Source organism: Oceanobacillus timonensis (assembly GCF_900166635.1).
Taxonomy (GTDB): domain Bacteria; phylum Bacillota; class Bacilli; order Bacillales; family Amphibacillaceae; genus Oceanobacillus; species Oceanobacillus timonensis.
On the sequence record NZ_LT800497.1, the window covers coordinates 1450473 to 1472367 of the forward strand.

The following is a 21895-nucleotide window of genomic DNA, read 5'->3' on the forward strand; positions in this document are numbered from 1 at the left end:
AAAAGGATGTATTTTTGAGGAGTTTATCATATGGAAGGAAATAAATTATTATCATCATTATGTTACTTTAGTATCTTTTTTGCACCATTCTTATTTCCAATTTTGGTTTGGATTTTTGGGAATGAGGAAACGAAAGCTCATGCGAAAAAGGCTTTATGGACACACCTTATTCCGATTATCGCAATCATCATTGCTGGATCGATTATCGTGTTAATTCGTGTTGGACAAATTGGGCAAGGCAATCCGGATGGAATGTTGCTAATCACCACAATGATAGCGATAGCTGTTTGCTTTATCATCGATATTTATTATTTCATTTGGAATATCGTTAAAGGGATTAAAGTATTAAGCTAAAAAGAAAGTGAAAGACTTGCGCGAGAGTAAAATAATTATGGTAAGACAACCGATTTCAATAGACTAAAAAAGGAGTCGTTTTCCATTAAACCGCTCCTTTTTTAGTGCTTTATTTCCTGTTAGTCACAGAAAAGTGCCTGTAAAACGCCTACTGAAAGAAGTTTCACTTGATATCTTTTCATTAGAAGTATCAAACATTAAGTAAATATTGGAATTTACTGCTAATAATACTATGAGCTGCTTCTTATTCTTTCCCAATATACCGGATGGAATAAATATGTGTTTTCGATAATTGAACGACTTCTTGAATAAATTCTTCTTGACTTACTTTAAAATCGCTATGTACCCAATTTTTAAGCAGTCCACAAAAACCAAAAGCGGTATAATTTGTAAAATAATCCATATTCACTGGAAGGTCGTTAATTGTTTCAAATATAAAATGATTTTTATAGATTCTTTGAATGGTTTGGGGAAAACCTAAATGCAAGCCTGGTAAGGTATCATCTATATTAATCAGTTCAAAAAAATCTCTATGTCTATAAATGTAGGAAATAATATTAAAGTGGGATGCATTCAGATAGGTTGTATACACTTTGCGGCCAGGTTTATAGGCCTTACCAACAGAAGCTTCCAGCCCATCTAACATGGAAGTAAGTAAATCGTCTGCCAGTTTTTCCTTGTCTTGATAGTGGATGTAAAATGTACTGCGATTATATGCAGCTGCATCAACAATGTCCTTGACAGTAACCGAGTGATATCCTTTCTCTTTGATCAGTTTAATGAATGACAGCATAAAATGTTTTTTCGTCCGATTTTTCCGCGCCGATAATATCTGTTGGTTATTGTTCATCAAATCCCTCCATTATTTCGACAGTTTTATTTCATATGTCTAATTAATAGACACTTTACGGTTTTTATATGATTGTAATCCATTTAAATAGAATAGTACAATTAAATTGTAACAAAATAATACAGATTTGAAATATGTCAACGCCAGTTTAGGAAATGGGAAAGCCTTTTCGTGAAGAGGGAGGTAGAAAAATGGGGAAATTACAAAATAAGGTCGCTATCATTACTGGCGGCGTATCTGGTATTGGAGCGGAAACAGCACGTTTATTTGTTTCAGAAGGAGCAAAAGTGGTGCTTGTTGATTTAAATGAAGAAAAAGGGAAAGCACTTGAAAAAGAGTTGAAAGCGCTTCCTTCCGAAGCTTTCTTTATTAAAGCAGATATTACAAGCGAAGGAGAAGTTACGAATATTTTTAAACAAACTGTGGAAACCTTTGGCAAGGTAGATGTTGTTTTTAACAACGCTGGAATTGGGACGATTCAATCTTCGCATGAATTAGATTACGCGGATTGGCGTAAAACCGTCAATGTCGACCTGGATGGTGTCTTCTTAGTGGCTCGTGAATCCATTCGTGAAATGCTAAAAACAGGTGGGGGCGCCATTGTCAATACAGCATCTATGTATGGCTGGGTCGGGTCACCGGGTTCGGCAGCATATAACGCAGCAAAAGGTGGTGTAATCAATTTAACTCGTTCCCTTGCATTGGAATATGCAGAACAAAACATTCGTATCAATGCATTATGTCCAGGTTACATTGATACACCGATTATCCCGGAAGAAAGCAAACAAATTCTAGCAGAAGCAACCCCGTTAAAACGTCTTGGTACATCAGAAGAAATGGCAAAGGCTGTTTTATTCTTAGCTTCGGATGATTCTTCCTTCATGACCGGTAATAGTTTGACCGTTGATGGCGGGTATACGGCGCAATAAAAATATGTATTGAGGTGAAAGATGTAATAGAATTCTTTTTTCAATCCATTAAAAGAGAATAGGAACGTAAAAAACATAGGAGGTCGACTTATATGAGTAATCGTTTTGAGGGCAAAGTTGTCTTAATTACCGGGGCAGGATCTGGTTTAGGTCAGGCATCTGCTTTGCAGGTAGCAAAAGAAGGAGCAAAACTATCTCTTGTTGATTTAAATGCAGCTTCTTTAGAAGAAACAAAAAATAAAGTGTTAGAATTAGCGCCAAAAGCAGAAGTATTGATAATAACAGCAGATGTCTCCGATGAAAAAGCTGTTGAAAACTACGTCAATCAGACCGTTCAGCAGTATGCTACGATTGATGCTTTCTTCAACAATGCAGGAATTGAAGGAAAACAAAACCTGACAGAGGATTATGGTATTGATGAATTTCAAAAGGTCGTCAATATAAACTTAAACGGCGTATTCTATGGCATGAAGCACGTGTTAAAAGTAATGAAAGAACAAGGTACTGGTTCCATTGTGAATACGGCCTCGGTCGGAGGGATTCGTGGTGTCGGAAACCAATCGGGTTATGCCGCCAGTAAGCATGGTGTTACTGGATTAACTAAAAACTCCGGTATTGAATACGGACAGTATGGTATTAGCATTAAAGCAATTGCTCCAGGCGCTATCATGACACCAATGGTAGAAGGATCATTAAAACAAATGGATCCGGATAATTGGGAAGAGGTCGGAAAGGAATTTGTGAAACCAAATCCGATGAAACGTTTTGGGAAACCAGAAGAAGTAGGATATTTAGTGGCATTCTTGCTTTCTGATCAAGCCGATTTTATCAATGCAACCGTTATTTCGATTGATGGCGGGCAGTCGGATAAATACTAAATAAGTATACGATGAAGGAGAATGATTATCATGCAATTTGAAAATAAAGTTGTTTTAATCACTGGCGCAGCTGGCGGTATTGGTATTGCAGCTGCAAAAGCGTTTGCCGAAGAAGGGGCAAAATTAGCTTTGGTTGACCTGAAGCAGGAACCTTTAGAAAAAGCAATGGCATCGGTGGATGCAAAAGACAAGTTATTGTTAACAGCAAACGTTGCTGTAGAAGATGAAGTAAAAGCATATGTTCAAAAAACGAAAGAGCATTATGGAAGAATTGATGTATTTATCAATAATGCTGGAGTCAATGGCGAGTTTAAAAATATCACGGAACAAACAGAAGAAAATTTCAATAATGTATTTGGTGTGAACACGATGGGAGCTTTCTTCGGTTTGAAATACGTATTGGAAATAATGAAAGAGCAAAAAGCGGGTGCCGTTGTGAACACAGCTTCCAATGGTGGCTTGCTGGGAGCGCCGGGAATGAGCGCCTATGTTGCATCTAAACATGCAGTCATTGGTTTAAATAAAACAGCAGCGCTTGAAATGGCGGACTTTGGTGTTCGAGTGAACGCAGTTGCCCCATCAGGTGTTAACACGCAAATGATGCGCAGTATTGAGAAAAACGCCATGGGAGACAATGCAGAAGAAGCAAGAACAGCATTTGAAGCTTCCGTTCCTATGAATCGCTATGCGACTGCGGAAGAAATCGCTGATTTAATCGTATTTTTATCTTCTGAGAAGGCATCTTTTATCAGCGGATCATATTACAGAATAGACGGGGGCCAAGGAGCGACATCCGTTTAAAAATAAATTAAATTTGGAGGGGATTGTATGACATTTCCAGTTTTAGAAGGGAAAGTAGCAATCGTAACCGGTTCTGCAATGGGGATGGGACTTGCTACAGCCAAACTCTTTGCAGAAGCAAAGGCGAAAGTCGTTGTTGCCGATTTCAACGAAGAAAAAGGGCAAGAGGCAGTTGCTGAGATTGAAGCGAATGGCGGTACTGCTCACTTTATAAAAGTAGATATTTCGAAATCCGATCAGGTGCAGGCGATGGTTGCAGAAACGGTTGAAAAATATGGACGTCTGGATGTAGCGGTTAATAATGCTGCCTTAACACCTGATAATGCGCCGGCAGCTGCGTTTGATGAAGCTTATTGGGACAAATTGATTTCGATTGACTTGACTGGAACAGCGTTATGTATGAAATATGAATTACAGCAATTGATTAAACAAGGAGATGGCGGAAGTATTGTCAATATCTCTTCGGTCAGCGGCTATCGTCCACAACCAAATAATATCGCTTATGTTGCTGCAAAACACGGGGTAGTTGGTATGACAAAAGTAGCGGCTCTGGAAAATGGAGACAAAAATATTCGTGTCAATACCGTTGCTCCGGGAGCGATTGATACGCCGATGCTAAGAGGAGCATTAGAGGAAACCGGACAAACAGAAGAAGAATTTGCTCCGCAGCTTAGTCTTTTAGGTCGATTCGGCCAAGCTAGAGAAATTGCTGAAGCAAGCCTCTGGTTAGCATCTGATCAAGCTTCCTACATTACAGGGACAGTGATTCATGCGGATGCTGGATATACCAGTCGTTAAGCAGTTAACAACGTAAAAAATGAAAAAGCGAAATAAACCAGGCTACTGATCATTTAGTTTCATTTCATATGATCAGTAGCCTTTCTAATGTCTTCCTTTATTTCAATCGTTATCACAATTGAAAAAGAATGTCTCAAACGAATTTGGTAAAAAACGCATAGCTTATTTTATCGAAAATTGCTATAATAAAATAGTTGATGCTTTTTGCCTAAAAGTGAATGTGGGGAGGTATTTGGTTGGAGGTATTTTATAGTCTTTTTTTCTTTTTATTTGGAGCTGTATTTGGTTCTTTTTACAATGTAGTTGGTTTACGCTCGCCGAGAGGAGAAACATTTACGACAGACAGGTCTTATTGCCCGTACTGTAAAAAAACATTGCATTGGTATGAGCTCATTCCGATTGTTTCTTATCTTATGCAATTTGGAAAATGCCGGAAGTGTCAGAGCAGCATTTCTCCGCTATATCCGATCATTGAATGTAGCACAGGCGCCTTATTCCTGATTAGTTTTTGGAATTTTGGTTTTGATTGGGAATTATTTACAGCTGTATTGTTCGTATCGATGTTGATGATTATTCTCGTTTCCGATATCCGATATATGATCATTGAAAACAAAATTTTATTCTTTTTCCTGCCATTATTTATTATCATGCGAATCATTTCCCCTTTAACCCCCTGGTGGTCGCCAATTATTGGAGCGGTTCTTGTGAGTGTTTTACTTGCTCTCATTATTATTGTAAGCCGTGGCGGAATGGGAGCAGGAGATATGAAGTTATTCTTTGTTTTAGGCATTGTACTGGGAGCAGATAAGGTAATCCTTGCTTTCTTTTTAGCAGCATTTCTTGGAGCAGTGATTGGCATATTGCTGATTGCGTTCAAATGGATTGAAAGAAAACAGCCGGTGCCTTTTGGTCCTTATATTGTGGTTGGCGCTTTTATTGCATACTTTTATGGTGATGCTATTATCAGTTGGTATATGGGATTATTGTGAAATAATTCAGTGCGAGACCCATAGCAGTTGCTAATATCAAAAATAAATTTAATCTGTCATCCCTCGATTTCGGTGTTGTTGAATCTAAAAAAATAAAAAATTTATCCAAAGATATTTTTAGATAGATTCTTTTTTTATACATATGAAACAATAACATTGATAAACCGTAACGATTACGATATAGTTATTTAACAATATTATTATTGTGTTTTAACTAAAGGAAAGAGGAGGACATTTTATGTTGTATGATTGCGCTGTTATCGGGGGAGGGCCTGCTGGATTAAATGCTTCGCTTGTTTTAGGCAGAGGAAGAAAAGAAGTGATTTTATTAGATGATGGTGCTCCACGCAATGCGGTTACACAGGGCTCCCATAATTTTATAACCAGAGATGGAATAAAGCCAGTTGAATTTAGAAAGGCGGCGCATGCAGATTTAAGGAAGTATCCTGGTATATCGATTCAGAAAGAGCGGGTGTCGGATATTGTACAAAACGACACTGTTTTTCGAATTCAAACAGAGAGAGGTCAAGACTACGAAGCTCAAACCATTATTCTGGCGACAGGACTCAAAGATATATTACCTGAAATCGAAGGAATCCATGATTTTTATGGAACGAGTCTGTTTGCCTGTCCTTTCTGTGATGGATGGGAATTAAAGAATATTCCATTGGTTTATATTGCCGATGGAGCACATTCCTTTCATGGTATAAAAATGATTTCCAATTGGAATAGGGATATGGTTGTTTGCACCAATGGAAAAGAAAGTTTATCTGCGGAAGAAAGAGATATTTTAACACAAAAGCAAATAAAGGTGATAGATGATGAAATTCTGCGATTGCAAGGAGACAATGGACAATTAAAAACGATTCAGTTTAAAAATGGGAAAGAACTGCATAAAGAAGCGGGTTTTGTATCTTCTAACATGGAGCAGGCTTCCCCCTTTGCCAAACGCCTGGGTTTAGAGTTGAATGATATGGGCGGGATTAAAACAGATTCGCAAGGCCGGACAAGTGTGAAAGGAATTTATGCCGGCGGAGATACTGCATCTGGCCCGCCGCAGCTGGTTATTGCAGCCAGTGAAGGGAGTAAAGCGGCGATTGGGGTCATTAGTGATTTTGTGGAAGATACATTTTAAATGATGAATTGGTAAATATAGAATCTGGTATACCTTCATAAAGATACTCCAGATTCTATATTTAACTTATCATTTTAAAGTTCATTCATTATGTGTATACTTTTCCATATTATTTCGAATTTGCTCTAAAAATTTTCTTGCTGCATTGGAGAAAACTTGGTGTTTTTTCCAAATGATATTTAAACCCGCATGTAAATCAGGATTCAAAGGCTTAAAGCAAAGATTACTGTCTCCGGATGTGTTAATCAGCTTATCTAAACATAAAGCATATCCAAGTCCCTCTTCAACCATAAGCGCGGCATTATAAAGCAAGTTATATGTTCCGGTGATAGAAAGATTTTTTACGTCTTGCCCAAACCAGCCAGTTAGTTCATTGTCCACTGTCGTTTGCCGCGAAATTAATAAAGGCTTATCTATTAAATCAGAAGGTTGGATCGATTGTTTATCCGCCAATGGACTATCTTTACGCATTAATACACCCCATACGTCGGTAGCCGGCAGATGCAGGTAATCATATTTTTGTTTATCTGTTGGTTCGATAACAACCCCAAAATCTAATAACCCGTTATCTAATTTTTCCATAATATCGTCCGCATTTCCACTGTATAAATGAAATTGAATAGCTGGATAATGATGGGTGAGGTGTTTTAATGCTTTTGCAATAAACTGCATGGCTTTTGTTTCGCCCCCACCAATGTATATTTCTCCACTAATAAATTCTGTTGGTTGGTTAAAATTCGCTTCGGTCTTATCAACCAATTCTACAATTTCTTTTGCTTTTGTTAATAAAAACATACCTTCTGCGGTTAAGGTAATTTTGCGGTTCCCTCTGATGAATAAAGGAGTGTCTAATTCCGCTTCCAGCTCACTTAGTTGTCTAGATAAGGTGGGTTGGGAAAGATGTAAATGTTTTGCTGCCCCAGAAATACTTTGCTGATTTGCTACGGCAATAAAATACCGTAATAATCGGATTTCCATCATAACTCCTCCTATGCTTATAAGGTATACTAATGTATTTGATATAGGTATTTGCTATTTGAATCATATCATTCTATGATGTTATTGAAAAGAAAATCACACAAAAGGAGATTTTAATCATGTCAATAAAAGATAAAGTAATCGTAATTATGGGTGCTTCAAGCGGAATTGGGGAGGCAACTTCCAAACTGCTTGCTGAAAAAGGTGCGAAGCTGGTTATTGCTGCACGTCGATTAGACCGTCTGGAAGCAATCAAAGAAGCATTTCCTGAGGCAGATATTCATATTCAAGAAGCAGATGTTACCAACTATGAAGATGTACAAAAAGTAGTGGACCTTGCGATGAATACGTATGGAAGAATTGATGTCCTTTATAATAATGCAGGTATTATGCCAACTGCTCCAATCGTAGAAGGGCGCCGTGATGAATGGCAGAAAATGCTTGATATCAATATCATGGGTGTTTTAAATGGAATTGCGGCAGTGGTACCGATTATGGCAGAGCAAAAATCAGGCCATATGATAGCAACGGACTCTGTTGCAGGCCACGTCGTTTATCCTGGTTCCGCTGTGTACTGCGGAACCAAATTTGCAGTCCGTGCAATTATGGAAGGGGTAAGACAGGAACAGCGCGAAAATAATATTAAATCGACCATTATCTCACCAGGAGCAGTTGCAACCGAATTGTATCAAACCATTAGTGATAAAGAGGTTGCGGAAGCTCTTCATCAAGATCAGCTGGAATCTGGATTAACTTCTGAAGATATTGCATCTGCAGTTGTGTTTGCGATTGACACACCGGATCGCATATCCGTTAATGATATGATTGTGCGACCGACTGGTCAACCCGTTTAAGCGGATGAAAAATTTGTACATTATCCTAAAGACGTTGAAGTAATAATCAATACAGAGAGAATAAAAGAGGCATATCTATGGATAAAGTATTTATTTTATAGATGTGCTTCTATATTTTTAAGCGTAATAAATATAGAAAATATTTGTTGCGATGATGGAAGAAGGAAGTGAAACAAACGTTTATGAAAAATTCGAAAGGGTTACTTATATTTATATTAGCAGTTGGCGTATTTGGTATTATCAATACCGAAATGGGGGTTATTGGCATACTCCCGGATTTAGCAGATTATTTTAATGTCAGTGTCTCGACTGCAGGTTTGCTGGTAAGTCTTTTCGCATTAGCGATAGCTATTGCCGGACCAACAATGCCATTAATATTTTCTGGTATGAATCGAAAAAATGTCATGTTAATGGTATTGATTATTTTTATTATCGGAAACATTATTTCTGTTTTTACAACAAACTTTACGGTTGCTTTGATTGCCCGTGTGATACCGGCCTTTTTCCATCCGCTTTATGTCTCCATGGCATTATCAGTTGCTGGCGCTTCTGTCAGTGAAAGAGAAGCACCGAAAGCAATTTCCAAAGTATTTATTGGTGTTTCTGCCGGGATGGTATTAGGCGTTCCGATTGTCAGTTTTATTTCGGATGCGATTTCCGTGCAAGCAGCCATGTCTTTTTTCGCTATCATTAATATTTTTACATTGATTGCGACGATCTTTTTGGTTCCATCCATGCCAATCACAGAAAGGCTTTCCTATGGTTCACAGTTGAAAATATTAACAAAAGGAGTTACGTGGCTTTCGATTTTTGCTGTGCTGCTCATCAATGCAGCTATTTTCGGCGTTTACAGTTATCTGGCTGAATATTTAGGAACCGTAACAAATATGTCATCTAATGTTATCAGTATCATGCTCCTCGTTTATGGTTTGGCTAATATTTTAGGAAATATTATAGCTGGAAGATTGCTTTCTGAAAGCCCTATCCGCACAGTAACCATTTTTCCTATTGCATTAATTGCGCTATATCTGATCTTTTATCCTGTAGCTGAACTGACTGTTCCTACTGCTATTATTATTTCGGCATGGGGGATATTAGGTGGAATTGGTGCAAACATCAACCAGTATTGGATTATGTCTGCGGCTCCGCAAGCTCCGGATTTTGCAAATGGTTTATTCCTGACATCTGTGAATTTGGGTACAACCATTGGAACCTCTATAGCGGGAATGATTATATCGCAAATTGGAACGAGAGAAATTTTGTTTGTCGGTGTTGTTGCGTTAATGATCAGTTTTGTCTTTATCATACTTCGAAATAGATTATATCAAACTGCCGACCAGGAATGATTATTCTGGATTTCAAATAAAGAGTTTGCCGTATTCGAGACAGAAAAATAGCTGTACTTCATATATAACATCATAAAGTGCAGCTAATTTTTCACGAATCGAATACGGTATTTCCTATTTTATTGTCCTTATGCACATTTTCCGTTCCTGCTTCCAGCGCTACTTTGTAATAATGACATTTATGATTGATGAGAGCCATTGTATTTTTTAATTCTTCCATTTGTTTTTCTACAACTGCTTTTTGCTCGATAAATAAATCGTATCTTTGTTGCAAGGTAGCGTCTCCTATAGAACACCATTCAATAAAGGTCTTGATATCTTTGATAGACATACCGCTGGATTTCAGGCATTGAATAACATGCAGTAACTCTATATCAGAATCTTTAAATACACGGGTTCCATTATCGGTGCGTTCGACAAAAGGAATGAGCCCTTCTTTATCATAATAACGTAAGGTGGGGATAGTCAGATCTAATTTTTTAGCTACTTCTCCAATAGAATAAGTCATTTTATCGCCTCTTTTCAAATGTAAACCTGAAGTTAACTTAATAGTTGAAAGAAGCTTACCATAATGATGTGGGGGCGTCAAAGTGCATTATCTAAAAATAGATTCCAATGATTTGACCTAAAGTCAGTAGGTTCATTTGTATTGTTGGAGATAAGGAATCTCATGGTTAAGATACTATTTTAACAAAGGATAGTTTAAAAAATTATAGCCTAATTTATCACGGAGAAGCGTCCGTAAAACTCCCGCCTCAAAATAAATTTATTTAGGCGGGAGATCAGGTGAGCTAACTCCCTGAATCACTTAGGCTATCTCAGCAGGAGAAGAACCAAATCTCCTACTGAATGAAGTTTCGTTCTATGAATTATGGTGTACTTATAATATTGGTAAAGGAATAGAAAAATAAAAATTCAGCCATACCCTAAATAAGATTTCTGAAAAAAAGTTAAAACTGGGTTGTCAAGTTCATATATGTTAATGTGAGTTTCGTAAATAAATATATATAGCAACAAATAGATGTGCTTTTCGTTTTGCTAAAGAACTGTTTACAGAGAACTCGAAGGAAAGATGTTATTTGATAATATACCTGATATAAAATAAGGAGGAGAAAAGTGAAAGACAAAAAGGAGAATAATAAAAAACGTGCCTTGCTTCCAGTTCGTATGAATATCCTCTTCTTTGTCATCTTCCTTTTATTTTCTGCACTCGTACTTCAGTTAGGTGTTGTTCAGATTTTAAATGGAGAGTCTTACCAAGAAGAAATTCAGAGGACAAATTTAGATACGACGAGCGTGCCAGTGCCCCGAGGGAAAATTTTTGATACCAATGGAGAACTTATTGCAGATAATGAAGCGTTGTATTCTATTACGTATACGCCTTCGAATGACGTTCAAGCAGAGGACCGTCTAGAGGTAGCCGAAGCGTTAGCGAAATATATTGATATGAGTGATGATCAATATATTGATCGAATTACAGAAAGAGATAGAAGAGAATATTATTTATTGCTTCATGAGGAAGAAATAGAAGAGCGGTTAGAATCAGTGGATACAGAAGAAATGGAAAATTCCGAAGTATATGATGCTACGCTGGAATTAATTACAGATGAAGAAATTGCCGATTTTACAGATGAAGAGTTAGAACTTATCGCGATAAAAAAAGAGTTGGATAGTGCGTACGCACTTACTCCACAGGTTGTGAAAAATGAAGATGTCACAGCAGAGGAATATGCTGCTGTAGCTGAAAATTTAGATGAATTGCCTGGTATCAATGCCACCACAGAGTGGGATCGTGTTTACCCAAATGGAGATACATTAACTAGTATTTTAGGCAATGTTTCCAGTCAGGAAGAAGGTATTCCTGCTGAAGATATGAGTGCTTACTTGACAAAGGGATACAGCAGGAATGATCGTGTTGGCAGGAGTGGACTGGAAGAGCAATATGAAGACTTTCTGCGTGGACGCAAGGAAGAAATTCAATATACGACACGCCAGAACGGATCGATTATTGATTCGGAGACGATCGTTGATGGAGAACGAGGAAAAGATTTAGTATTAACGACAGATTTAGAGTTTCAGCAAGAGGTTGATGACATTTTATTAGATGAATTTCAATCGATGAAAGCAAGCAATTCTTATGAAAATCGGTTTGCTACAAATGCTTATGCTGTAGTAATGAACCCACAAACCGGAGAATTGTTAGCCGTTTCTGGAGTAGAATATGATGACGAGAATGATGAATATAATGATGCCGGATTAGGGGCCCTGAATAATGCGCATGAACCAGGATCCAGTATTAAAGGGGCGACAATCCTGACAGGCTATGATTCAGGTGCTATATCTCCGGGAGACACATTTAGGGATGCACCGATGAATTTAGCAGGAGCGGAGGCGAAAAGCTCGGTTCAAGATATGGGGACAGTAAATGATTTAACAGCGCTGGAAAGGTCGTCCAATGTTTATATGTTCTATGTTGCCTTGCGCCTGGGCGGTGACAATCGGCATCCGATGCCTCAAAATGCCAATATAGATTTAAATATGGGAGAAACCCTGCAAACCCTGCAAAATTATTTCAATCAATTTGGACTGGGCTCCACAACAGGGGTTGATTATCCAAATGAAAGTACCGGATTAAGAGGACAAACACCAGAAGATCCAGGTACACTCCTTGACTTTGCTATCGGGCAGTATGATACATACACAGCCTTACAGCTGGCTCAATATGTATCAACCATCGCCAATGACGGCTATCGTGTTCAGCCTCATTTCTTAAAGGAAGCCCGTGATCCAGTTGCCTCTATGGAAGAGCTTGGGCCATTGTATTATACAACCAACACAACGACGATGAATCGGATAGAAATGACGAATGATGAAATCAGCCGTGTTCAGGACGGTTTTCGTCTTTCCTACCAAGGATCACAAGGAACCGGAAATGATTATTTCGATGATAAATCATATAACCCGGCCGGAAAAACAGGGACAGCGGAGTCTGCTGAATTTGTTGATGGCGAACGTTTTGACCTTAATAATTTGTCATTAGTTGGCTATGCGCCGTTTGATGATCCAGAAGTTGCTTTTGCTGTTATTGTCCCGCATGTCGGAATTGGGGAAGGGAATGAAGTGAATCTAAAAGTTGGGGAACGTGTTTTAGATTCCTACTTTGACATAAAAGAAGAACAGGATGAAGAGGCAGAGGATTCTGATGGTGATAGTGATAATGAAGAGGAAGAATAATCAACGTTTACTATCTCCTATATTATATGGATGAAGATAAAAAGACCATATTAGAAATGATTTGTAAACCGTGGTGTGCTTCAAACATATCACGGTTTACAAAACTGTTGGGCATGATTCTGTTGAGTAATGAAAAAATACAAGGATTTTCTAAGAGAAAAAACTCTAAGTAAAAATGGTTTTTTGGTCAGTTTGCTAAACTGACTTACAATCTCAATAATGGGAAGGGCTATAGAATGGATTGGAATAATGATCAGTTGGTAGAGTATGAGCGTCGAAAGGCAAAACACAAAATAATTATTGGCAGTATCTATTTTCTGATGATTCTGCTTATCATAGCAGCGATTGTTTGGGTTCCAGTTAAAATTATATACGCTTTCGGTCACCCTGAAGAAACGCAGTTAATGCTCAGTCAGTCTCCCAACCAGGAAAATGAAATAGAAGTGGTTAAAATAGCAGAATTCCCCGACCCGATTCTACAGATAAATTATGATAATCAAACGATAAAGAAAACAAAAATGCCGCATGATATTTCTGTAGAATGGAAAAATGACAGGGAAGCTAGTGTGATTTTAGCCAGAAGTGGAAGAGAACCAGATATTGTTCATGTAGAGTTTGAAGAATAGCAACCTAAATCTACTAATACACCTATCTTTTCTTTTTGAATAGCATCCCAAATTTTAGCAGATATTTCTAATGCTTTTCCATGGTACAAGTGTTGTTCCTTCTTCATTGCTATACCTTTGTTCTTGTAATCTATCTCTAATTTTAATTTGCAATTCTTCTGCGAAATTTTTTGTATTAGAATCAAGTGCAACCATATTATAAAAAAATGGTTGCACTTGATTGATTAATCATGAATTTTCATCGTATTCAACGTTTTAACTGTTTCTATATCATGATGATCAATGATATTGCTTTTTCCTAAACCCAAAGCGGAAATTTTCTCCATATCTTGAGAATCCAATGAAAAATTAAAAATATCTAGATTTTCCCGCATACGTTCTTCCCGAACAGATTTAGGAATAATAATGACACCGCGCTCCAAATGCCATCTTAAAATAACTTGTGCAACAGTTTTTTGATGTTTTTCAGCAATTTCAGTTAATACGTCATTGTCAAAAATATTGTTTCCGCCTTCTGAAAGAGGCCCCCAGGCTTCCATATGAACGCCATATTCTTCCATCACCGCTTTTGCCTCATTTTGTTGTAGAAATGGGTGTACTTCAATTTGGTTCACAGCAGGAACAATTTCGTTATTCAAGATAAGATCAACGAGTCGGGCTGGCTCGAAGTTGGATAATCCAATTGCTTTGATTTTTCCTTCTTTATATAATTCTTCCATGGCACGCCATGAACCATAGTAATCGCCAAATGGCTGATGGATCAGGTATAAATCTAAATAATCCAATCCTAAATTTTCTAAAGAGGTTTCCACCGCTTTTTTTGTGTTTTCATATCCTTGATCTTGAACCCATAGCTTCGTCGTAATAAATAATTCTTCCCGAGGTATACCGCTATTTTTGATTGCTTTACCAACCGCTTCTTCATTGCCATAAGCGGCAGCAGTATCAATGCTGCGGTAACCGACCTTTAACGCATCTGAAACACAACGTTCGGTTTCCTCCGGTGATACTTGAAATACCCCGTATCCTTCCATAGGCATGTCGCTGAAAGCAATCAAGAAATACGTTGACCTTTGCCTGATTGGTCAAGAAGCTATTCCTGAGCGAAAGGAGATTGTTCGTGAACAACAAGAAAATGTAAATAAAGAACTTGAAAAATTACAAAGATGTGCAGCTTACCTTCGTGATAAAATGGATTTTTACGAAAGGCTTCAACAAGGAGAAGAAGCCTATGATAAATCCAATCCTTTAGAATGGAATAAAAAAGAAAATAGCGATTATGATTTTTAGATTGCTTTTTTATTGATTATGGGAATTATCAATAAAATGGATGTGGGCTTGGGGCAAGGGAATTATAAACAATTTCATGTTAGCATTAACGTTTTCATTTAACGAGCTTGTCTGATAGCTTCTCTGTCATTAGCTTCCATTCGCTCAATAGTCCGTTTAAGATTAATTGTTGTCGTCCGTTTGTTAGGATTTCGAGGAGGTTCGTTTTTGTGATGGGAGATATGCTTCGTTTGTTGTTTTTCCATTTTTTTCAAGCTCCTTTGCTCTTTTCTTTATCCTATTATCGTTTATATGTCTTTTATATTCTCTAATACTAAGTGTAATGTCGTCCAAAAGCAGTTCGTCCTTATAATTAATCTTTCGTATTAGCGGAACCTCCTTCATCCAACATCTTGGCGTACTTCAAGAATAATCTGTTTATGAACGGTATGATAGACTACTTCATCTCCTTTTGAATGTAATAACTCTTTCGTTGCTTCTGCATTAGATACAGGTCTTATCACAGCCACATCTTTAATAACTTCTTTGTCCTTTTCAATTTGAGCTGCTAGTATTTTTAGCTTTACAAATTGATTTGGATAAAGATTTCGAACATCAGACCAATCCATCGCTTTATTCACTCCTTCCTAAATTATCATTATTATAGCACTAATTCTTTTATCTACCATAAATTCAGGTGAAAAACATAAAACGTAATAATTACTGTTTACATAATTAATAAAATAGTTTATAATGAATTCTATTCGTAAACGTTACGATTTAAAGTTACTATGAAATACGAAATAAAGAGTAATATCGAAAGGAGAAAGTGTAAAATGGCTAAAAAGTCTAAAATTGCAAAAGAGAAACAACGCCAGCAAATGGTTGCACAATATGCAGAATTAAGAAGAGAGTTAAAAGCAAAAGGGGATTATGAAGCGCTTCGTAAACTGCCTCGGGATTCTTCACCGACGCGTTTGAAAAGCCGTTGTGAGGTAACAGGAAGACCACGCGGTTATATACGTAAATTCGGTATGTCCCGTATTGCTTTGAGAGAATATGCGCATAAAGGGCAAGTGCCGGGCGTGAAAAAAGCCAGCTGGTAATCATGCTGTGAATGTCTAAGCAGTACCATCTCAGCTGGCGCTGTATTTTCAAGTGCTGCTCGATAGAAGAGAAGAAAGAAAACAGCTTTTAGCTGATGATTGGCGGAAAGCTGTTTTTTCTTTCATGAATAAGGAGGAAAAGCATTGTCACAAGAAAGCCCCATTCCAGTAACGATTCTAACTGGTTTCTTAGGTGCCGGCAAAACGACATTGTTAAATAAACTGCTGCATGATATGCCAGATGAGAAAGCGGCTGTGATCATTAATGAATTTGGTGATACATCGATTGATAGTCAGCTGGTGATACGAACAAAAGAAGAAATCGTTGAAATTAACAGCGGCTGTATTTGCTGTAATGTGCGTGGTGATTTGATCAGCTTGTTAACTGATTTAATGAAGCAGGAAGAAAAAGTGGATCGCATTATCATTGAAACAACAGGCATGGCGAATCCAGCCCCAGTTATTCAAACGTTTTTGATGGACGAGCAGATGGCTGATACCTTTGAAATCGACAGTGTAATCACGATGGTTGATGCCAAGCATATCGAGCAGCATCTGCAGGAAGAGGAGCCGGAGCAGCAGATTGCATTTGCCGATATTTTGCTCGTGAACAAGACCGATTTGATTACAGAAGATGAAAGAAAGAAGCTGGAAGAACAGTTAACGCATATGAATCCAAATGCCAAGCAGTTTTATACGACGTATGGAATCGTAGACACGAAAGAATTAATCGGAAAAAAATCGTTTGATTTAAAGTATGCTTTAAACATTGACCCTGAGCTGTTAACAGAAACGCATCACCATCATCATAATCATCACGTGACATCCTTTGTATTTCAAGATGAACGCCCGCTTGATTTGGACAAAGTGAATAAATGGTTTGCTTACTTAGTTCGTATCAAAGGAGAAAGTCTCTACCGTTACAAGGGAGTTCTTTCCATTAAACAAATGAAGCAAAAAGTGGTGTTTCAAGGAGTGCATATGCTCTTTGCAGGTACGGAAGGCGATGTATGGACAAAGGATGAAAAACGCAAAAGCGAGGTTGTTATTATTGGGAAGCATCTTGACCATCAAGAGTTGGAAAAAGGCTTTCAATATTGCCTTGCTTAATTTTTGAATATCAAACCGTAATAATTACGATTTGAGGAGGGTAACCATGAAAAGAATATATGATGTCGTTATTGTAGGGGCAGGTCCTTCAGGTATTGGTGTTGCGGCAATACTCAAGCAGATGAATGCATCCTGTCTGATTTTAGAAAAAGATGATGTTGGTGCTTCTTTTCAAAGCTAGCCGGAGGAAATGCGCTTTATTACGCCATCATTCCCGGCGCAAGGATTTGGTCAAACCGATTTAAACGCCATCGTTCCGAAAACGTCACCAGCTTATACCCTTGATATGGAGCATCCCACAGGACCAGCTTATGCGAAATATTTGGAGGTAGTGGCAAATCATTTTGCCGTTCCAATCAAAAAAGGAGTTCAGGTGAATCACATAGATAAAAAAGACACCATTTTTTCTATAAATACGTCAGACGGACTTTATCAAAGCCGCTACGTTGTCTGGGCTGGGGGAGAATATCAATTCCCTGATGTAACGCCGTTTCCTGGTGCGGATCTGGGAATCCACAACAGTATGATTTCATCCTGGCAGGAGATGAATGGAGATGATTTTCTTATCATCGGCGGCTACGAAAGCGGCATGGATGCTGCCTATCAATTAGGGCAGCTTGGTAAAAAAACGAGAGTGATTGCTAGAACGAATACATGGGAATTGGATAGCAGTGATCCAAGTCTTGCTCTATCAACTTATACCTATAACCGGGTTCGCCCCTTATTCGATGCTGGATTATTAACTGTAACGGGTAATACTACTGTCGCACGAATTGAAGAAAATCCTTCAGGCTATGATGTCTATACGAAGGATGGAAAAGTATATTTTACAAAAGCGAGACCTATTCTGGCAACAGGCTTTACTGGCAGCACGAAGCAAATAAAGAATTTAGTGTCACGCGGGAAGCATAACGAAGTACTTGTGAATGAGCAGGATGAATCAACAGCAGTGAGCGGGCTGTTTTTGGCAGGTCCAGAATTGCGGCATGGCAGCCATATCTTCTGTTATATTTATAAATTCCGCCAGCGGTTTGCGGTAATCGCAGAAACGATTGGAAGACAGCTGGATTTGGATTTATCCATTTTGGAAGAGTATAAAAAAGAAAACTTTTATCTGAATGACCTTTCTATGTGCGGGGAGATGTGCCAATGCTAGAGCAGGCTCAAGCCTCTTCCCTTACACAGGAAGAGGTGGTGCTGATTGGCAGTGAATCCGTTGGGAAGTCGGGTTTGTTTCGTGCGCTGACGGGTGAGAAAAGTGCTATTGCCAGGAATGTAAAAGGGTCGACGATTGCTGCTTTGAAAGCTTCCTGTCAATTACATCCCGATGTCCATCTAACAGATCTTCCCGGGCTGCAATTTGATATGGACAGCCAGAATACACAGCTTACCCTGGACCATTTTCAGGATGAAAAAACGATTTTATTAGTTGTGAAAGCCACTAATTTAAAGGAAGAATTGACCGAGCTGCAAGCAGAACTAAATTTGAAAGGCAAAAGGATTGCAGTTGTTGCAACACATCGGGACAAGTATTTACCACCTCTGTCTGAACAAAATCGGATAAAGGAATTAGTACAGGTTCCGGTTGTTTGGGTAAATACAAGAAAAATGGATGAGCAGAATCAGGAGGCGGTGATTGAGGGCATAAAGCAGGCGCAAGTTTGGGGAGCTTCTAAAAGCATTCTAAGCTTTCTTCCCGATGCGGGTGCTACGGCTAATCAATTAATTCCGGTATTTCGTATGCCGATTGCCGGACCAATCCTGGCTTGCTTCTTTATTTTAGGAATGTTTGCTGTCCCTGTCATGGGTGCTTATTTATTTGTCAGTTGGTTGGAGCCGATAGCTGATCAATATGTTCTTGATCCGATTGCAGGCTGGATCAATCAGGCGCCTTCTTTTTTGGCGGAGGTATTAACAGGTGATTACGGCTTGATTACGCTAGGTTCTTATTCCTTTCTGTGGGCTTTTCCTGTTGTGCTGCTGATCAGTGTGATGACAAGCCTTACTGAGGAGACAGGTATACAGGAGCATGTCACACGTGCACTGGATCCATGGCTTCGTAAAATTGGTTTGACGGGAAGGGACCTGCTTCCGGTTATCACGGGGTTCGGATGTAATGTTGTGGCGGTTTTTCAAAGCCGAGGCTGCAGCAGCTGCACCCGCACGAACTGTGTTTCACTGATTGCATTTGGCTCGGCATGCAGTTATCAAATCGGAGCAACACTGTCTATCTTTAGTGCAGCACATGCCCCGCTGTTATTTATTCCATATCTATTTATCTTATTTATCGTTGGAGCAATCCACACAAGAATTTGGAATCGGAATGAGGCAGATAATCTAACACGTATTGCTCCGCTTCCTTATATTCAAAAAATAAACTGGCAGGCATTTGCATGGAAGGTTGCCAGTTCGATTAAACAATTTTTACTGCAGGCAATGCCGATATTTTTAATAATATGTCTGGCGGCATCTGTGCTCCAGGCTATGAATATATTATCTCTACTCCATTGGCTTGCGATGCCGATAATCTATTTATTTTCCTTACCTGTAGATGCGGCGCCGGGGCTGATATTTTCTTTCATTCGGAAAGATGGCCTGCTTATCTTAAATGAAGGGCAGGGCAGCTTATTAATGGAGATGTCGCTGAGCCAGATTTTTATTCTTGTCTATCTGGCATCGACACTCTCCGCCTGTCTGGTGACATTATTTACAATTGGGAAGGAACTGGGCTGGAGGACTTCCCTGTCTATTGGCGGAAAGCAAATGCTGACCAGTATTGTCAGCGCAGCAATTGTTGCTGGAGGATTACATTTCATATTTTAAAAAGAGGAGGACGAATACATGAAGAAGATTCCTGTTACGGTATTAAGCGGGTATTTAGGTTCTGGAAAAACAACGTTATTAAATCATGTCTTACATAACCGGGAAGGGTTAAAGGTGGCGGTCATCGTCAATGACATGAGTGAAGTCAATATTGATAGTGAGCTGGTCCAATCCCAAGGCGGATTTTCACGGACAGAGGAAAAGCTGGTTGAAATGTCTAATGGCTGCATCTGCTGCACACTGCGGGAGGATTTATTAGTAGAGGTGGAAAAACTGGTGAAGCAAGGAGAGTTTGATCATATATTGATTGAATCTTCCGGGATTAGTGAACCGATTCCGGTAGCCCAAACCTTCTCTTATATTGATGAAACGATGGATATTGATTTAACCCAATATTGCCGATTGGATACCATGGTTACCGTTGTTGATGCGAACCGCTTCTGGCATGATTTCGGTTCAGGCGATTCGCTTCTTGACCGGAAACAGGCGGTCAGTGATGTAGATGAACGAAATATTGCTGATTTATTAATTGATCAAATTGAATTCTGTAATGTGCTTATTCTCAATAAAACAGATTTAGTCAAAGCAGAAGATTTAGATAAGCTGGAGCAGGTGATTCGTACCTTACAACCGGAAGCAAAAATCATCCGTACCCAGCATTGTCAGGTCGATTTACAGGAAATTGTCCATACGAATTTATTTGATTTTGAGAAGGCGAGCGACTCAGCCGGCTGGTTGCAGGAATTAAATGCGGGCGTCGAAAATCATACGCCGGAAACGGAAGAATACGGGATCAGTTCCTTTGTATACCGGTCCAGATTGCCATTTCATACGGAACGGCTGGTAAGCTGGTATCAGGATTTGCCAAGAGAAATTATCCGCATGAAAGGCGTTGTCTGGTGTGCGACACATAATGATCTAGCCTTATTGCTATCGCAGGCAGGGCCTTCTGTTGAGGTGGAGCCTTTAGCCTATTGGGTCGATTCGCTGCCAAAAGCCCAGCAAAGGGAAATATTCGAGAATAATCCAGAAATCAGAGAGCTGTGGGATCCGCAATTCGGAGACCGCCATACGAAGCTGGTATTCATCGGCATGGACTTGGATAAGGAACAGATAACCGAGGATTTAGAACGCTGCCTGTTGAGTGAAACAGAAATGGATGAGGACTGGTCCGCGTTTAGAAATCCATTTCCGTGGCAGCTATCCGGGAGTGCGAAGGCATGATTTTATCCGGACAAACGATAAAACAGCATGTTGATGATAAGCTGTTAATGATTACTCCTTTTCAGGAATTAAGTGTCCAGCCTGCTTCGATTGATTTGCGGTTGGGAAAAGATTTTTTAGTTGTTGATGACTTGTCCACGCCCTATTTATCGGTTGATCAACCAGCAGATTATCGGAAAATCAAGATAGCAGAGCAAGAGACCATCACGATTCCGCCGCAAAGCTTTCTATTGGGAACGACATTGGAGCAAATTGGTCTCCCAGAACAGTTAACTGCCTTTGTGGAAGGAAGAAGCTCGATTGGACGACTCGGTGTTTTTATTCAAAATGCGAGCTGGATCGATCCGGGATTTTCTGGACAAATTACACTGGAATTGTTTAATGCGAATCGCGTGCCTGTTCAGCTGCAGGCCGGAATGCGAGTTTGCCAGCTTGTTATTGCCAAGGTGGATCAGAAAACGGAAGGGTATAGTGGAAAGTACTTGTATCAGCAAGGGACGACACCGAGCCGAGTTTATTTGGACAAGGAAAGAACGTGAATCCTTCATTAGCGGAGAGGAAGCTTCTTTTATATAGACAAAAAATATAGGA

23 protein-coding genes and 1 pseudogene are annotated in these 21895 nt (G+C 39.0%); 18 read left to right on the top strand and 6 right to left on the bottom strand.

The window, feature by feature from the left end; genetic code table 11:
• Positions 1–30: 30 nt before the first annotated feature.
• Positions 31–354, top strand: coding sequence for a magnetosome magnetite crystal formation protein family (locus tag B7E05_RS07030; protein WP_080873537.1), 324 nt, complete (start codon positions 31–33; stop codon positions 352–354).
• Positions 355–598: 244 nt separating this feature from the next.
• Here B7E05_RS07030 and B7E05_RS07035 read toward each other — a convergent pair whose 3' ends face one another.
• Positions 599–1204, bottom strand: a complete 606-nt coding sequence (locus tag B7E05_RS07035) for a TetR/AcrR family transcriptional regulator (RefSeq protein WP_080873538.1) — start codon at positions 1202–1204, stop codon at positions 599–601.
• A 191-nt stretch (positions 1205–1395) separates the two neighbouring features.
• Here B7E05_RS07035 and B7E05_RS07040 point away from each other — a divergent pair, with 191 nt between their 5' ends.
• From B7E05_RS07040 to B7E05_RS07065, 6 genes are all read left to right on the top strand, one after another.
• Positions 1396–2133 carry an SDR family NAD(P)-dependent oxidoreductase gene (locus tag B7E05_RS07040; protein ID WP_080873539.1) on the top strand — a complete coding sequence of 246 codons (738 nt, stop codon included), beginning with the start codon at positions 1396–1398 and terminating at the stop codon, positions 2131–2133.
• A 92-nt stretch (positions 2134–2225) separates the two neighbouring features.
• Positions 2226–3011: an SDR family oxidoreductase gene (locus tag B7E05_RS07045; RefSeq protein ID WP_080873540.1), complete on the top strand. Its 786-nt coding sequence runs from the start codon at positions 2226–2228 to the stop codon at positions 3009–3011.
• A gap of 30 nt (positions 3012–3041) precedes the next feature.
• A complete protein-coding gene (locus B7E05_RS07050; protein ID WP_080873541.1) occupies positions 3042–3812 on the top strand; it encodes an SDR family NAD(P)-dependent oxidoreductase in 771 nt (256 codons plus the stop codon).
• A 27-nt stretch (positions 3813–3839) separates the two neighbouring features.
• The gene (locus B7E05_RS07055) at positions 3840–4610 is read left to right on the top strand and encodes an SDR family NAD(P)-dependent oxidoreductase (RefSeq protein ID WP_080873542.1); all 771 of its coding nucleotides are present in this window, start codon (positions 3840–3842) and stop codon (positions 4608–4610) included.
• Between the two features lie 236 nt (positions 4611–4846).
• On the top strand, positions 4847–5599 hold the full coding sequence (locus tag B7E05_RS07060; RefSeq protein WP_080873543.1) for a prepilin peptidase: 753 nt from the start codon (positions 4847–4849) through the stop codon (positions 5597–5599).
• Between the two features lie 238 nt (positions 5600–5837).
• On the top strand, positions 5838–6734 hold the full coding sequence (locus tag B7E05_RS07065) for an NAD(P)/FAD-dependent oxidoreductase (protein WP_080873544.1): 897 nt from the start codon (positions 5838–5840) through the stop codon (positions 6732–6734).
• Positions 6735–6815: 81 nt separating this feature from the next.
• On the opposite strand, the gene B7E05_RS07070 is transcribed toward B7E05_RS07065, so the two are convergent.
• Positions 6816–7712, bottom strand: coding sequence for a LysR family transcriptional regulator (locus B7E05_RS07070; RefSeq protein ID WP_080873545.1), 897 nt, complete (start codon positions 7710–7712; stop codon positions 6816–6818).
• A gap of 119 nt (positions 7713–7831) precedes the next feature.
• On the opposite strand from B7E05_RS07070, the gene B7E05_RS07075 reads away from it, so the two are divergent.
• The gene (locus tag B7E05_RS07075; RefSeq protein ID WP_080873546.1) at positions 7832–8566 is read left to right on the top strand and encodes an SDR family oxidoreductase; all 735 of its coding nucleotides are present in this window, start codon (positions 7832–7834) and stop codon (positions 8564–8566) included.
• A 182-nt stretch (positions 8567–8748) separates the two neighbouring features.
• The gene (locus tag B7E05_RS07080; protein WP_080876241.1) at positions 8749–9912 is read left to right on the top strand and encodes an MFS transporter; all 1164 of its coding nucleotides are present in this window, start codon (positions 8749–8751) and stop codon (positions 9910–9912) included.
• A 91-nt stretch (positions 9913–10003) separates the two neighbouring features.
• Here B7E05_RS07080 and B7E05_RS07085 read toward each other — a convergent pair whose 3' ends face one another.
• Positions 10004–10420, bottom strand: a complete 417-nt coding sequence (locus B7E05_RS07085) for a MerR family transcriptional regulator (RefSeq protein ID WP_080873547.1) — start codon at positions 10418–10420, stop codon at positions 10004–10006.
• Between the two features lie 608 nt (positions 10421–11028).
• Between B7E05_RS07085 and B7E05_RS07090 the strand changes: the two genes are divergently transcribed.
• Positions 11029–13146, top strand: coding sequence for a peptidoglycan D,D-transpeptidase FtsI family protein (locus tag B7E05_RS07090; protein WP_342744984.1), 2118 nt, complete (start codon positions 11029–11031; stop codon positions 13144–13146).
• Positions 13147–13382: 236 nt separating this feature from the next.
• Positions 13383–13772: a hypothetical protein gene (locus B7E05_RS07095; RefSeq protein ID WP_080873548.1), complete on the top strand. Its 390-nt coding sequence runs from the start codon at positions 13383–13385 to the stop codon at positions 13770–13772.
• Between the two features lie 224 nt (positions 13773–13996).
• Here B7E05_RS07095 and B7E05_RS07100 read toward each other — a convergent pair whose 3' ends face one another.
• The gene (locus tag B7E05_RS07100) at positions 13997–14812 is read right to left on the bottom strand and encodes an aldo/keto reductase (protein WP_080873549.1); all 816 of its coding nucleotides are present in this window, start codon (positions 14810–14812) and stop codon (positions 13997–13999) included.
• Here B7E05_RS07100 and B7E05_RS07105 point away from each other — a divergent pair.
• Positions 14811–15062: a MerR family transcriptional regulator gene (locus B7E05_RS07105; RefSeq protein WP_080873550.1), complete on the top strand. Its 252-nt coding sequence runs from the start codon at positions 14811–14813 to the stop codon at positions 15060–15062. The genes B7E05_RS07100 and B7E05_RS07105 overlap by 2 nt on opposite strands.
• 98 nt (positions 15063–15160) lie before the next feature.
• Here the strand turns inward: B7E05_RS07105 and B7E05_RS22100 are convergent, their stop codons facing one another.
• Together B7E05_RS22100 and B7E05_RS07115 are read right to left on the bottom strand one after the other, a co-directional pair.
• On the bottom strand, positions 15161–15307 hold the full coding sequence (locus B7E05_RS22100) for a hypothetical protein (RefSeq protein WP_179134486.1): 147 nt from the start codon (positions 15305–15307) through the stop codon (positions 15161–15163).
• A gap of 135 nt (positions 15308–15442) precedes the next feature.
• Positions 15443–15670, bottom strand: coding sequence for a hypothetical protein (locus B7E05_RS07115; RefSeq protein WP_080873552.1), 228 nt, complete (start codon positions 15668–15670; stop codon positions 15443–15445).
• Between the two features lie 207 nt (positions 15671–15877).
• Between B7E05_RS07115 and rpsN the strand changes: the two genes are divergently transcribed.
• From rpsN to dcd, 6 genes and pseudogenes are all read left to right on the top strand, one after another.
• Positions 15878–16147, top strand: coding sequence for a 30S ribosomal protein S14 (rpsN, locus tag B7E05_RS07120; protein WP_080873553.1), 270 nt, complete (start codon positions 15878–15880; stop codon positions 16145–16147).
• A gap of 144 nt (positions 16148–16291) precedes the next feature.
• Positions 16292–17257 (top strand): CobW family GTP-binding protein, encoded by a 966-nt coding sequence (locus B7E05_RS07125; protein ID WP_080873554.1) that lies wholly within the window; start codon positions 16292–16294, stop codon positions 17255–17257.
• A gap of 46 nt (positions 17258–17303) precedes the next feature.
• A pseudogene (locus tag B7E05_RS07135) lies at positions 17304–18413 on the top strand (NAD(P)/FAD-dependent oxidoreductase).
• Positions 18407–20080, top strand: coding sequence for a nucleoside recognition domain-containing protein (locus tag B7E05_RS07140; RefSeq protein WP_080873557.1), 1674 nt, complete (start codon positions 18407–18409; stop codon positions 20078–20080). The pseudogene B7E05_RS07135 and the gene B7E05_RS07140 overlap by 7 nt, the downstream one beginning before the upstream one ends.
• 18 nt (positions 20081–20098) lie before the next feature.
• Positions 20099–21304, top strand: a complete 1206-nt coding sequence (locus B7E05_RS07145; RefSeq protein WP_080873558.1) for a GTP-binding protein — start codon at positions 20099–20101, stop codon at positions 21302–21304.
• On the top strand, positions 21301–21843 hold the full coding sequence (dcd, locus tag B7E05_RS07150; RefSeq protein WP_080873559.1) for a dCTP deaminase: 543 nt from the start codon (positions 21301–21303) through the stop codon (positions 21841–21843). Before B7E05_RS07145 ends, dcd begins: the two co-directional genes overlap by 4 nt.
• The last annotated feature ends 52 nt before the right edge of the window (positions 21844–21895 follow it).

Bases quoted from the DNA above. Each gene is read 5' to 3' on its own strand.
- B7E05_RS07030 (WP_080873537.1), top strand. From the start codon at position 31: ATGGAAGGAAATAAATTATTATCATCATTATGTTACTTTAGTATCTTT.
- B7E05_RS07035 (WP_080873538.1), bottom strand. From the start codon at position 1,204: ATGAACAATAACCAACAGATATTATCGGCGCGGAAAAATCGGACGAAA.
- B7E05_RS07040 (WP_080873539.1), top strand. From the start codon at position 1,396: ATGGGGAAATTACAAAATAAGGTCGCTATCATTACTGGCGGCGTATCT.
- B7E05_RS07045 (WP_080873540.1), top strand. From the start codon at position 2,226: ATGAGTAATCGTTTTGAGGGCAAAGTTGTCTTAATTACCGGGGCAGGA.
- B7E05_RS07050 (WP_080873541.1), top strand. From the start codon at position 3,042: ATGCAATTTGAAAATAAAGTTGTTTTAATCACTGGCGCAGCTGGCGGT.
- B7E05_RS07055 (WP_080873542.1), top strand. From the start codon at position 3,840: ATGACATTTCCAGTTTTAGAAGGGAAAGTAGCAATCGTAACCGGTTCT.
- B7E05_RS07065 (WP_080873544.1), top strand. From the start codon at position 5,838: ATGTTGTATGATTGCGCTGTTATCGGGGGAGGGCCTGCTGGATTAAAT.
- B7E05_RS07070 (WP_080873545.1), bottom strand. From the start codon at position 7,712: ATGGAAATCCGATTATTACGGTATTTTATTGCCGTAGCAAATCAGCAA.
- B7E05_RS07075 (WP_080873546.1), top strand. From the start codon at position 7,832: ATGTCAATAAAAGATAAAGTAATCGTAATTATGGGTGCTTCAAGCGGA.
- B7E05_RS07080 (WP_080876241.1), top strand. From the start codon at position 8,749: ATGAAAAATTCGAAAGGGTTACTTATATTTATATTAGCAGTTGGCGTA.
- B7E05_RS07085 (WP_080873547.1), bottom strand. From the start codon at position 10,420: ATGACTTATTCTATTGGAGAAGTAGCTAAAAAATTAGATCTGACTATC.
- B7E05_RS07095 (WP_080873548.1), top strand. From the start codon at position 13,383: ATGGATTGGAATAATGATCAGTTGGTAGAGTATGAGCGTCGAAAGGCA.
- B7E05_RS07105 (WP_080873550.1), top strand. From the start codon at position 14,811: ATGTCGCTGAAAGCAATCAAGAAATACGTTGACCTTTGCCTGATTGGT.
- B7E05_RS07100 (WP_080873549.1), bottom strand. From the start codon at position 14,812: ATGCCTATGGAAGGATACGGGGTATTTCAAGTATCACCGGAGGAAACC.
- B7E05_RS22100 (WP_179134486.1), bottom strand. From the start codon at position 15,307: ATGGAAAAACAACAAACGAAGCATATCTCCCATCACAAAAACGAACCT.
- B7E05_RS07115 (WP_080873552.1), bottom strand. From the start codon at position 15,670: ATGGATTGGTCTGATGTTCGAAATCTTTATCCAAATCAATTTGTAAAG.
- rpsN (WP_080873553.1), top strand. From the start codon at position 15,878: ATGGCTAAAAAGTCTAAAATTGCAAAAGAGAAACAACGCCAGCAAATG.
- B7E05_RS07140 (WP_080873557.1), top strand. From the start codon at position 18,407: ATGCTAGAGCAGGCTCAAGCCTCTTCCCTTACACAGGAAGAGGTGGTG.
- B7E05_RS07145 (WP_080873558.1), top strand. From the start codon at position 20,099: ATGAAGAAGATTCCTGTTACGGTATTAAGCGGGTATTTAGGTTCTGGA.
- dcd (WP_080873559.1), top strand. From the start codon at position 21,301: ATGATTTTATCCGGACAAACGATAAAACAGCATGTTGATGATAAGCTG.